The organism is Lysinibacillus sp. SGAir0095, assembly GCF_005491425.1.
Lineage (GTDB): Bacteria > Bacillota > Bacilli > Bacillales_A > Planococcaceae > Ureibacillus.
Window position 1 is genome coordinate 1725146 of sequence record NZ_CP028083.1, and the last position, 13205, is coordinate 1738350.

Here is a 13205-nt window from a genome sequence, read left to right on the forward strand (position 1 = left end):
GCGAGCAGAAGCCTCGTGGACAATAGAAGGCAGAAAGCGTAGTTCATAGTCCGAGAGCAGAAGCCTCGTGGACAATAGAAGGCAGAAAGAGAACTTAATAGTCCGTGAGCAGAAGTGTCGTGGACAATAGAAGGTAGAAAGCGTAGTTAATAGTCCGAGAGCAGAAGCCTCGTGGACAATAGAAGGCAGAAAGAGAAGTTAATAGTCCGAGAGCAGAAGCCTCGTGGACAATAGAAGGCAGAAAGCGAAGTTAATAGTCCGTGAGCAAAAGTCTCGTGGACAATAGAAAGCAAAACGAGAAGTTAATAGTACGTGAGCAGAAGCCTCGAGGACAATAGAAGGCAGAAAGAGAACTTAATAGTCCGAGAGCAGAAGCCTCGAGGACAATAGAAGGCAGAAAGCGAAGTTAATAGTCCGAGAGCAGAAGCCTCGAGGACAATAGAAGGCAGTAAGAGAACTTAATAGTCCGAGAGCAGAAGCCTCGTGGTCAATAGAAGAAAAAGCAGAAGTTCATAGTGTAGTAAAACTTTTCTCATGAAAAAATAGATATTTATTGGGTTGACATTTTAAGGTAAAATATCTTAAATAGTTAACCTTTTTTCTGTTTTGATGTCATATTATTCTAGTGTGTGTACATGATCTCTAATGGGGAGGGAGACAGCAAATTGCAGAACATTCTCATGTCAAAGCTTATTCCACCAGATCCATCTATTTACTACTTGAGAAGAAGTAAATTACTAAAAAAACTATCCAAAAGTGAGACTGTGAGATTAACAATTGTTCATAGTGGTGCTGGCTTTGGGAAAACCTCTGCACTTGCCCAGCTGATGGCGGACAGTGAGCATATGTTTTCTTGGTACCAAGTCACAGATGAGGACGACGATACATTACCCTTCTTTAGACATTTATTTTATAGTATTCAACGAATTCATCCACAGTTTGGTCAGGCCATTGTCGGGTGGGACACTTTTTCAAGCTTCTTGAATCTTGAAGAATTAAATAAGCTTGCGTTACTTTTTATCAACGAATTTTATAAAATGAATAAAGATTTATTCATCGTGATTGATGATTTTCATGTAGCCCATCATGTGTTCGAAATAAATTATATCTTAAACAAGATTATCGAAAATCTTCCGCCTAAAATACATGTGATCTTAGCCTCTAGGATCTATCCGAATTGGAATTGTTTATTACCGCTTCGTATGAATGGAAAATTGGTGGAATGTAAAGAGGAAGACTTTATTTTTTCAACGGAAGAAGTCCAAGTATTATTTGAAGATAACTATAATCGAAGTTTGACACAGGAAGAGACAGAGGCAGTACTTGCGGTTACTGAAGGGTGGGCAATCGCTGTATGCTTGTTGGCTTTTCAGTCAAATGATTCACTGCTTCCTATAGAAGAAATTACGAATTTATCTTTACATGATTTTTTTGCCTACCTTTCAGAGGAAGTATTTGAAAATTTACAGGAAACTGAAAAAGAAGCTTTACTAAAGTGCAGTATTTTTCAATCGTTTACTCTTGAGCAAATTAATGCACTCTATGATGAAGAGGTCACTGTAAAAGTAAAGTCGATTGTCAAACAACAATCCTTTATACAACCATTAATCGGATATGAAGAGTTTCGTTTTCATGCACTTTTTCATCAATTTTTAGAAATGAAGCTGATCGAAAGAGAGAATAACGAATATCAGGAGTTGCATAAAAAAGCAACCATTTACTTTACTAAAAATAATAATGCAGTGAAAGCTTTATATCATAGTATGAAATCAAAAGATAACCAGTTAGTTACAGATAGCTTAGTCCAATTTGCTAGCTACTTTATTGAAGCAGGACAGTTTGATTTCTTTTTGGAGCGGCTAAAAGAGCTCTCACTTGAAACGAGGGAAAGTCGATATCTATTGTATTTTTATGAGGGTGAATGTCAACGTTATCGAGCTCAATACGAAAAAGCGAAAAGGGCTTACGAACAATGTTTGAGATTAGCAGAACAAAATCAAGATTCTTTTGCTATGTTCAAAGCGAATGCAGGAATAGCTCATATTTATTTAGATACGATTCAGCCAGCATTAGCAGAGATTTATTTAATTGAAGCATTAGAACTCTCAAAAATTGTTAAGCTGGAACAAGAGGAACTGTATTTACTAGAACGCCAATATGCGGAAAATTTAGTGAATCTAGGTAGAGCTGGTGAAGCAGAAGACCGGGTAAAGCGGCAGGGTCTGCCTGAACATATTTTAGTAAAAGGAAACTTAGATGTGCGAATGCTTCTAAGACAAGGGAAACTACTTGAAGCAAAGCGACTATTTCAAATGAGGGAAGGACGGGAAATTGTTACTTTAGACGCTCATCGTGAATCAGATGTTTTACAAGCGCTAATTTTAACACTGATCGGTAACTCAGAAGAAGCTTTTGAGTCAGCTTTAAAGGGTATTCGAAACAGTGTAAAGGATCATGCCAAGTATGCCGAAGCTGTTGCGTATTTACGTAAAGGACATGCAATGATGCTACTTTCCCCTAAATTTTTAAAAGAGGCTGAAGACTGTTATCTAAAAACAAATGATTTAATGGATGGAATACATGTAACAAGAGCAAAAGCCGAAAGTTATATGGGATTAGCACTAGTAAAATCAAGGCAAGGATACCTGCAAGAAGCAATATTCTTTGCGAATCAGGGGCTATATGAAACGGAGAGAGTACAGGATCAGTGGGTTTCTGCCCTTCTATTAACGGCGTTTACGATTATATATGTAGAAAATAATGAATTCGATATGGCAAAGGAATGTGCTCAAAAAGCAAACACACTCTATAAAAAAAGCCCTGACCATTTTGGCGAGATGGTGACAAATTTTTGGCTTGCCTACATTGCCTATAGACAAAGTAGTCATACAGATTTCAACAATTATTTTCTTCAGTTTATTGCCCTGTGCCATGAGTATCATTATTATTTTTTCTTACAAAAAACCACTTTATTAGGACCTAAATTAAATATAATCTTGGAACTTGCAACCGCATGGGTAAATCAAAACGAAAAAGAAGAAAGCCATTCTATCTTGTCTAAATTGCAAGTTAAAAAAGGTTCACCGATTCCAAAGCATACTTTCGAGCTGTTATTATTTGGACCTTTCACAATGTTCAGAGATGGATTTGAAATAATCGATAAAGAATGGAAGAGGGAAAAAGCGAAGGAGTTATTTTTATTTTTATATCTCAATCGGTACCGGTACGTATCAAAAGAAGAAATTATGAGCAACTTGTGGCCAAATAGTGATGAACAATCGACAAATCGAGATTTTAAAGTAGCATATAATGCTTGCCTAAAAGTAATTGAACCAGATCGGCCTGCACGTGACGACAGTGCATATATCGTGAGAAAGCAGTCCATGTACCAACTACACCAAACCCTTGCTTTTTCAAGTGATGTGGATGTTTTTAAGAAATGTGCACATAGAGGCTTGGACGAAAAGGATCCAACTTTAGCTCTAGAATGGCTGCAACAAGCTGCTACACTGTATAGGGGTGATTTACTAGAAGATTCGGCGTCGGTCGAGTGGCTGAATCACCATCGAGAGGAATTAAAAAATCTCTATATTATTGTCATTGAACGAATTGCCCAAAACTATACGAGATCAAAGGATTTTCAAAAAACAATTGAGTGGGCAGAAAAATTGGTACAGCTGGACCAAGCCTGGGAAGAGGGTTACAGACTTTTAATGCTTGCTTATTATTATCAAGACAATCGCCCACAAGCTGTAAAATGGTACGAAAAATGTGTGGAAATTTTAGAAGTTGAATTTAATATTGAACCAATGGAAACGACAACACAAATATTTGAAATGATTATACGCTGATTGTATACGAGACAGTAAGTTCTTGTATGCAGTTAGCGCTTTTTTTATGTAGAGGAAGCAAATAATATGCCTCTTTTTTTGCCCTTTTCTAAGTGGGAATGAAAAGAAGCTTTCAATTCATGACTGCCTGCTGCTTGTTGGTACTAAGATGGCAAATCCTGTTTTGTGCATCGAAGAAAAAAACAGTTTTTTTTAATGTAACTGATTTGTAACTCCAGTAGTTTATTTTATAAATAAAGCAGGATGTGTAAGCGCTTTAAATAGAAAAGGGGGGTATTAACTTGAAACGATTTTGGTCTTTATTTTTAGTGATAGGGTTTGTTCTATTATTAATGGTTGCTTGTAGTCAAGATGAGACAACATCAGATGAAGCGGCACAAACAGAAGAAGAAACGACAACAGAAGAATCAACTGAATCTGGAGGGACGGTCAAAGTCGGTGTGCTTGCTTCTTTGACAGGTGCATTAGAATCTTATGGAAAACAAACACAAAAGGGATTTGAACTTGGATTAGAATATGCAACAAATGGGACGATGGAGGTTGCTGGTAAAAAAATCGAAGTTGTCTGGGAGGACACAGAAACGAAGCCTGAAGTCGCTGTGCAAAAAGCAACAAAACTGCTAGAGGATGATGGTGTGGATTTCCTAGTTGGATCCTCAAGTTCAGGTGACACATTAGCTGTTCTTCCGCTTGCTGAGGAATATGAGAAAATCATGATTGTTGAACCAGCAGTTGCCGACAGTATTACAGGCTCAGAATTTAACCCATTTATATTCCGTACTGCACGAAATTCATCGCAAGATGCTTATGCAGCAGCGGCAGCAATTGCAGATGAAGGTGTTAAAATCGCAACGTTTGCACCGGACTATTCTTTTGGTTGGGACGGCGTATCAGCATTTAAAACAGCGGCCGAAAAATTAGGAGCCGAAATCGTTGCCGAGGAATATGCAGACCCGGCAGCCACTGATTTTACTTCAAATCTACAAAAGATTATTGAATCAAAACCGGACTATTTATTTGTTGTTTGGGCCGGTGCAAACTCTCCATGGAATCAAATTGCTGATTTAAAGCTGCAAGAAAAAGGAATTAAAATTTCGACTGGTGCACCTGATATTGTTGCACTTCAAATGATGGGATCATTAGTGGGAATGGAAGGTTTCTCAGTGTATTATCACACTCTTCCAGACAATGAAGTAAATGATTGGTTAGTAGAAGAGCATAAGGCGCGGTACAACGGTGAAGTGCCAGATTTATTTACGCCAGGTGGATTCTCAGCGGCAGTAGCAATTGTAACTGCATTGGAAAAATCAGGTGGGGATGCAGATGGCAATACTTTAATCCCATTAATGGAAGGCATGTCCTTCGAAACACCAAAGGGTACAATGACTTTCCGAGAAGAAGATCATCAGGCATTGCAAACGATGTATTCGGTACGTTTAGAAACAGTAGATGGCTTCGACTATCCAGTACCAGTTTTAATTCGTGAATTGGGCCCTGAGGAAACAGAGCCCCCAATCATGAACTAAGACAGTTTTGCAAAAGAACAGACCAACTCGTTTGGTCTGTTTCTCTTAAAATTTTTTAAAATCTATGAATGATGAGTTTATAAACAAATTATTACTATTCTCTTCCATTCTTTTGTTGCGAGATGATTAGTGAAAGTCAAAATTTACTCAAGTGCAGGCACATCAAAAACCAAAATCTAACTAATAAACTCGCAAATATTCCTTTCATAAACGATTTTAAGAGGAACAGAAAGGGGAATCAAAATGGAGCCTATTATTCGCACAGAAAATCTATCCATACAATTCGGAGGTCATAAAGCGGTGGACCGGGTGAATTTTGAAATGCCTGAAAAACATTTTAAATCGATTATTGGTCCGAATGGTGCTGGGAAAACGACCTTTTTTAATTTGCTTAGTGGAGAACTAAAGGCGACTGAAGGAGATGTATTTTTTAAGGGGGAGTCATTAGCAAAATACTCCTCTGTGGAAAGGACTCGCAAAGGTCTTGGCAGGTCGTTTCAAATCACAAATGTTTTTCCTAACCTAACCGTTCTTGAAAATGTTCGGTTGGCGGTGCAGTCAAAGGAAAAAATACGATTTCATTTTTTGAAATCCTATAAATCCTATAAAAAATTAACAGAAAAAGCAAAGCTAATCTTAGATCAAGTCCTGTTGCTCAATAAGAGCGAGGCGATCGCCAGTCAATTATCTCATGGGGAGAAACGTAAACTTGAAATTGCCATGCTTCTTGCTCTGGATACGGAAGTTTTGTTGTTAGACGAACCAACTGCGGGCATGTCCTTAGAAGAAGTTCCAACCATCCTGGAGGTTATTCGAGGGATAAAGATGCGTGGAGATAAAACAATCCTATTAATTGAACACAAGATGGATATGATTTTGGATTTTTCAGACTCTATTATGGTTTTGTTTAATGGAAAACTACTTGCAGATGGAACACCAACTGAAATTATGAATAATGAAACAGTTCAAAACGCTTATTTAGGAGGTCTTTACGATGGAGAGCTTGTTGAAACTTCATAATATCCAGACTCATATCGGACAATATCATATTTTGCAGGGCATCCAATTCGAAGCAAAAGAAGGAGAGGTTTCTGTTCTACTTGGTCGGAATGGGGCTGGGAAAACAACTACTTTAAAAACAATAATGGGGTTAACACCTGCTACAAGTGGTTCTATTACATTTCAAAACCAAGCAATTGAGAATAAACCCACATATGAAATTGCCAAGCACGGAATGGGCTATGTACCGGAGGATCAAGGCATTTTTGCACAGTTAACTGTTGAGGAGAACATGAAGGTTGCCATGCGTAAAGAAACCACTGAAGCGCTTGAAAGACAGGAATATGTACTGAACCTTTTTCCGGACTTAAAAAAGTTTTGGAAAAAAGCCGGGGGAAACTTATCTGGAGGTCAAAAGCAAATGCTCGCAATGGCAAGGGCGTTTGTTAATGACAGCAAGCTACTGCTAATTGATGAGCCTTCAAAAGGTTTAGCACCTATTGTTGTTGAGAAAGTAATGGAAGCCATTATGGAAATGAAAAAAAGAACGACTATTGTCCTTGTTGAGCAAAACTTTTTTATGGCTAGCAAAATTGGCGACACATTTACACTAATTGATGATGGTCGAACGGTTCATACTGGTTCCATGAATCAACTAATTTCCGATGATGAATTGAAACATAAGTATTTAGGTATTGGGTAAGGGGGGATATAAATGGATTTACTTATAAGTCTGGTAATAAATGGTTTAGCAACCGGAATGCTTATTTTCTTACTTGCAGCTGGACTTACATTAATTTTTGGATTAATGGACGTACTAAACTTTGCCCATGGTGGGCTCTTTGTATGGGGTGCCTACACTGGCGTATTTACCTATGCCTATACGGAAAGTTTCATAGTTGGAATTCTTGTTGCGATTATAACGGGTATAGTGCTGGGATTCCTAATGGAAAAGCTAATTATTACACCTGTTTATGGAAACCATGTACAGCAGATTTTAATTACTCTTGGGTTTATGCTGGTTTTACAAGAAATGATTAAAGTAGTCTTCGGTCCAAACGCGATACCTGTGAAAGTACCTGACTATTTTGCAGGAAGCTGGGAATTAGGTGATGTCATTATTATAAAGTATCGCATTTTCATTATTATCGTTGGATTTATCGTCTTTGGTATATTCCATTTCATTTTAACTCGTACAAAAATTGGGCTGATTGTCCGTGCAGGAGTTATGAATAAAGAAATGGTTCAGGCACTTGGTATCAATATTAAGAAAGTATTTTTGTTCGTTTTTATGACAGGAGCGTCTCTTGCAGCAATTGGCGGCATGTTAATGGCGCCATATTCAGGATCAATCTATGCAGAAATGGGAATGGAGTTTGCGATATTAGGTTTTATAGTTGTAGTTATTGGTGGAATGGGGAGTTTTTCGGGTTCCTTGCTAGCAGCGATACTAGTAGGACTAGCAGGAAGTTTTATGGCCTATTATGTTCCGTTTTTATCTTTGGCAGTGAATATGATTTTGATGGCTGTGGTGTTAATCTTCCGTCCGCAAGGCTTATTTAGGATCGCAAAGGAGTGAGTATAGTGAAAACATTAAACTTAGTATCTAAATATAATATTTTAATTTCCATCCTATTAATATTCCTCATCACCTTTCCTTTTGTAGCTGATTCGCGGACTTTAACTATTCTATTTACACAAATTTTCATCTTTTCAATTTTAGCAATGAGTTACGATATTTTGCTGGGGTATACGGGAATTGTTTCTTTTGGGCATGCAATGTTTTTCGGTATCGGTGCTTATGCGACAGCTATCTTGCTGAATACCTTTGAACCAACAGTCGGGATATTTGTAGGATCCATTGTGGTAGGTATTCTACTTTCTGCAGTCGTTAGTTTCCTAGTCGGGCTGTTAACCTTGAGATTAAAGAGTCACTTTTTTGCGATGCTAACCTTGGCTATATCAGGATTACTATTAGTCGTAGCTGAAAAATGGCGGACGATTACGAAAGGGAACGACGGATTCACCTTTCGAGCACCCGATATCTTTAAAGACCGGATTGTCTTTTACTTTTGCGTACTTGCTTGCTTGGTAATTGTATTTTTGCTTTTAAGACGCTTTGTTCAATCTCCCCTCGGAAGAGTATTAATAGCTGTTCGTGAGAATGAACAAAGAACACGTTCACTAGGTTTTAAAACATTGCATTATAAAGTCATTTCCTCTGTTGTGGCTGGGGTCGTTGCAAGCTTGGCAGGATCGCTGTATGCCGTTTCCCTACGCTTTGTTAATACGAGTGTAATGACTATGGATATCACGCTAGACGCCCTTCTTATGACAATTATTGGAGGAGTGGGAACATTAGTTGGTCCAATTGTAGGATCTGTAGTGATTGAATTTGCACAGCATTATCTATCTGGTCTTGCAAGAGAATTTCCTATTTTCGAGCGATGGATAATTTTCTTTGGAATTATTTATATATTAGCTGTGGTCTTTTTCCCAAAAGGAATTGTTGGCACGTTAAGTCAGTCATTATTGAAATTGAAAACAAAAAAAGAAGCTGGTAAAACTTTCGCTTTACACAAAGACAAGGAGCGATCGTCATGAATGTTGGAATTATAGGAATTGGTGTCTATTTACCTAACAAAAGAATGACAGCAGAAGAAATAGCCGAAAAAGGGAATCTACCAATTGAAGTGGTTAAAACGAAAATGGGTTTAACAGAAAAAACAATAGCAGGAGAAAATGATCATACTGTACAGATGGCTATTCGAGCGGCAAGGGAAGCGATTGAAAATGCACAAATTGATGCAAAAGAAATCGATGTAATCATCTATTTTGGTGAAGAACATAAAGAATACCCTTTATGGACAGCGGGGATTAAGATTCAAGAAGAGGTTGGTGCGACAAGTGCTTGGGCATTTGATATTCAACTGAGATGTGGGACGGCAATACTAGCCATGAAACTTGCCAAAAGCTTAATGGTTTCAGATGGAAACATTCGAACGGTGTTACTTGCTGGAGGTTACCGTAATCACGATTTTATCGATTATAAAAATGAACGTACGCGTTTTATGTTTAATTTAGGTGCAGGAGGCGCGGCACTTATTCTTAAACGTGACGTATTAGAAAACTTAATTTACGAATCAGACATTATTACAGATGGTACTTTTTCAGAGGATGTACTTGTGCCGGTAGGTGGAACTAAACAGCCACTTACTCCGGACCTTTTACTGCAAGGATACTATCGCTTAGATGTAACAGATCCTCAAGGAATGAAGAGGAGGCTAGAACAAAAATCCCTTGATAACTTTATTAAGGTCATTCGCAATTCCTTAAATAAGAGTGGTTTTGATGAAATGGAACTTGCCTATATTGGAATGCTCCATATGAAAAAGTCAGCCCATGATTTTGTGTTAAAGGCATTCAATCTAAAAGAGGAAAACTCGATCTATTTATCGAACTACGGTCATATTGGTCAAATTGATCAAATATTATCATTAAAACTCGCCTTAACAGAAAATAAAATTCAAAATGGTGATGTTTTAGCATTGGTCAGTGCAGGGATTGGGTATGCATGGGGAGCAATAACAATACAATGGGGAAACAAAGGGGGATAAGAGATGACAGTCTCTGAACATTTAAAAAAGGTAGATTTACCAAATGGGGAAACTATTTCGTATCGTGAAAGACCTGGAGGAAAAAAACTGATACTTTTAATTCATGGGAATATGACTTCCTCAAAGCATTGGGATGTGCTGATGGAATCATTTAGTCATGAATATACGATTATTGCACCTGATTTAAGAGGTTTTGGGCAATCTACTTATTATAAAAGAGTTCAGCATATAAGAGATTTTAGTAACGATATTAAAAGCTTTGTGGATTTACTTAACTTAGAAGAGTTCAGTTTGGCTGGCTGGTCGACAGGAGGGGCAATCGCCATGCAGTTTTGCATTGATCATCCTGGATACTGTACTAAATTGATTCTATTAGCCTCAGCCTCGACACGCGGATATCCCTTCTACAAAACGGATGATGATGGATCGGAAAATTTATCACGTCGATTAACTACTATTGAGGAAATCGAAAACGACAAAGGCAAAACGATACCAATGCAAGCTCTCTACGATACAAAAAATAGAGAAGGTTTAAGGGCAGTTTGGAATGCTGCCATTTATACCCATAATCAACCCGTTGCGAAACTATATGAAGAATATATAGACGATATGTTGACTCAACGAAATCTTGCGGACATTTATCATGTCCTAAATACATTCAATATTAGCCATTCGGATAACGACGCAGCAAAAGGAACTGGGGAAGTAAATAAAATAAATGTCCCTGTTCTAATTCTTTATGGAGAACGTGACTATGTTGTACCTGTTCATATGACGGATGAAATCATAGAAGACATAGGAGATAGTGCGATAGCAGTTCAGCTTATAAACTGTGGACATTCTCCACTTATAGATGATTTAGAACAATTACAAAATAAAATTGAAACGTTTCTAAAGGAAGGAATTGAAAACAGTGCGATTACAGGATAAGGTAGCCATTATTACAGGAGGAGCCAATGGCATAGGAAAAGCAGCGTGTGAATTATTTTTAAACCAAGGCGCAAAGGTTGTAATTGCAGACTTTGATGAAGATAGTGGAAAAGAACTAGAAATCAACTTCCGACAACAGGGAAAAGAAGTACTATTTGTACAGGTAGATGTGGCAACAAATGAGAGTGTCAAGGATATGGTTGCGCAAGTTCTTGCAAATTATGAAAAGATAGATATTTTGATTAATAATGCGGGAATTACCCGGGATGCCATGCTCGTAAAGATGACTGAGCAAGACTTTGACCGTGTATTAGATGTAAATTTGAAAGGTGTATTTAATTGTACACAAGCTGTTGTACCCTACATGGTTGAACGAGGTTATGGCAAGGTTATTAATACCTCTTCAGTTAGTGGGGTTTATGGAAATGTAGGACAAACAAACTATGCTGCAACCAAAGCGGCTGTGGTCGGTATGACTAAAACATGGGCTAAAGAATTAGGAAGAAAAGGTATTAACGTAAACGCAGTTGCACCTGGGTTTACGAAAACGGCCATGGTAGAAAAAATGCCGGAAAAAGTAATTCAACATATGGAATCAATTGTTAGTCTACAAAGATTGGGTGAAGTGCAAGATATTGCAAATGCATATCTCTTCCTTGCTTCTGATGAATCAAGCTATATAACTGGCCATGTATTACACGTTGATGGCGGCATTATGATGTGATGTGGGAGGGGAACCTGTTGCAAAATGAACAATCTTGGATATTAAATAGAGCAAGGCTAACCCCCTCTAAATTAGCTCTAATTGATATCCTAACAGATAGAAAATGGAGTTATGAAGAACTGGCAAATGAGTCTTTAAGATGGTGGAGCTATTTAAAGAACGAAGGTTTAAATAAAGGAGATCGTGTAGCTTTACTTGCAGAAAATAGTATTGATTTATTTCCTATTTTATTTGCTTGCGGATTAGGTGGATATATATATGTCCCATTAAATTGGCGTCTGAGTAAAGTTGAACTCATTTCAATTTTAGAAGATTGTACACCAAATATTCTTATTACAGATAGAAAATTCTCTAATTTAGGGAAGGAAATATTCGCAAATAAACAAGTTCAATTTGAGACCAATCTAAAAAGTAAATCCATTGAATACCAGTTTAATAGTGAATGGCAGGAGTCTGATCCTTGGTTAATGATTTATACAGGAGGAACAATGGGGAAGCCAAAAGGAGTTATCTTGTCTTTTGATGCCGTCAATTGCAACGCCATTAATACGATTTTAAGTTGGAATTTGGTCTCCGAAGATTGCACCGTCAATTATATGCCTTTATTTCATACAGGTGGCTTAAATGCTTTATCAATACCGATTTTGATGAGTGGAGGAACGGTAGTAGTCGGCAATAAGTTTGATCCGGAAGAAGCTATTCGAGCGGTAAATGATTATAAATCCACCATTTCTCTATTTGTTCCAACAATGTACCAGGCAATGATTGAAACAGAGTATTTCAAAAAAACAACATTTCCAACAGTGAAAGTATTTTTATCTGGGGGTGCTCCTTGTCCAAAAACAATCTATAGTCATTTTATCAAAAAAGGAGTTCATTTTAAGGAAGGCTATGGTTTAACGGAAGCAGGGCCAAATAACTTTTATATTGATTCAGAGGTTGCGGCTAAAAAATTAGGTTCAGTTGGAAAAAGCATGATGTTTAATTCTATTCAGATTACTAATGATATCGGAGCTCCCTGTAAAGTTGGAGAGGTTGGGGAGCTTTATATTAGAGGGAAGCATATGTTCACGATGTATTGGAATAATCCAGACGAGACAAATAATACACTCATTAATGGGTGGCTAAAAACAGGTGATTTGGCCAAAATGGACAGCGACGGAGATGTTTTCATCGTGGGTAGAAAAAAAGATATGATTATTACAGGCGGTGAAAATGTCTACCCATTAGAAGTTGAGCATTGCATTATTACCCATCCTCAAGTAAAGGAAGTAGCAGTTGTTGGTATTAGCGATGAAAAATGGGGAGAAGTAGTGACAGCATATATTGTCACATCTGAAAAATCGAAAGAGTTTGAGCTAGAAATTCAAAGGTTTTGCCGCAATCAGCTAGGTGCCTACAAGGTTCCTAAAAAAATCGTATTCGTTTCTGAATTACCAAAAACTCATGTAGGAAAAATTGATAAAAAGCAATTGATGGGGACGCATATATATGAATTGGGATGAACAATGACACAGATAAAACCTCTCCCACTTTGAAAGGGGAGAGGTTGTTTTAG

At 37.6% G+C, this 13205-nt stretch carries 10 protein-coding genes; all 10 read left to right on the forward strand.

Features of this window, described 5'->3' with window-relative positions; all coding sequences use genetic code 11:
* Nucleotides 1-665: 665 nt before the first annotated feature.
* The gene (locus C1N55_RS08460) at nt 666-3851 is read left to right on the forward strand and encodes an AfsR/SARP family transcriptional regulator (protein WP_168193824.1); all 3186 of its coding nucleotides are present in this window, start codon (nt 666-668) and stop codon (nt 3849-3851) included.
* Between the two features lie 332 nt (nt 3852-4183).
* On the forward strand, nt 4184-5377 hold the full coding sequence (locus C1N55_RS08465; RefSeq protein ID WP_137730591.1) for a substrate-binding domain-containing protein: 1194 nt from the start codon (nt 4184-4186) through the stop codon (nt 5375-5377).
* Between the two features lie 243 nt (nt 5378-5620).
* On the forward strand, nt 5621-6397 hold the full coding sequence (locus C1N55_RS08470) for an ABC transporter ATP-binding protein (protein ID WP_137728416.1): 777 nt from the start codon (nt 5621-5623) through the stop codon (nt 6395-6397).
* Nucleotides 6372-7079, forward strand: coding sequence for an ABC transporter ATP-binding protein (locus tag C1N55_RS08475; protein WP_137728417.1), 708 nt, complete (start codon nt 6372-6374; stop codon nt 7077-7079). Before C1N55_RS08470 ends, C1N55_RS08475 begins: the two co-directional genes overlap by 26 nt.
* Before the next feature lie 12 nt (nt 7080-7091).
* Nucleotides 7092-7955 (forward strand): branched-chain amino acid ABC transporter permease, encoded by an 864-nt coding sequence (locus C1N55_RS08480; protein WP_137728418.1) that lies wholly within the window; start codon nt 7092-7094, stop codon nt 7953-7955.
* A gap of 5 nt (nt 7956-7960) precedes the next feature.
* The gene (locus C1N55_RS08485; RefSeq protein ID WP_370452604.1) at nt 7961-8980 is read left to right on the forward strand and encodes a branched-chain amino acid ABC transporter permease; all 1020 of its coding nucleotides are present in this window, start codon (nt 7961-7963) and stop codon (nt 8978-8980) included.
* Nucleotides 8977-9993, forward strand: a complete 1017-nt coding sequence (locus tag C1N55_RS08490) for a 3-oxoacyl-ACP synthase (RefSeq protein WP_137728419.1) — start codon at nt 8977-8979, stop codon at nt 9991-9993. Before C1N55_RS08485 ends, C1N55_RS08490 begins: the two co-directional genes overlap by 4 nt.
* A 3-nt stretch (nt 9994-9996) precedes the next feature.
* Nucleotides 9997-10923: an intracellular short-chain-length polyhydroxyalkanoate depolymerase gene (locus C1N55_RS08495; protein WP_137728420.1), complete on the forward strand. Its 927-nt coding sequence runs from the start codon at nt 9997-9999 to the stop codon at nt 10921-10923.
* The gene (gene fabG, locus C1N55_RS08500) at nt 10907-11647 is read left to right on the forward strand and encodes a 3-oxoacyl-ACP reductase FabG (protein WP_137730593.1); all 741 of its coding nucleotides are present in this window, start codon (nt 10907-10909) and stop codon (nt 11645-11647) included. Before C1N55_RS08495 ends, fabG begins: the two co-directional genes overlap by 17 nt.
* Before the next feature lie 17 nt (nt 11648-11664).
* Complete coding sequence (locus C1N55_RS08505) at nt 11665-13152, forward strand: class I adenylate-forming enzyme family protein (protein ID WP_205758527.1); 1488 nt, start codon at nt 11665-11667, stop codon at nt 13150-13152.
* Nucleotides 13153-13205 lie beyond the last annotated feature (53 nt).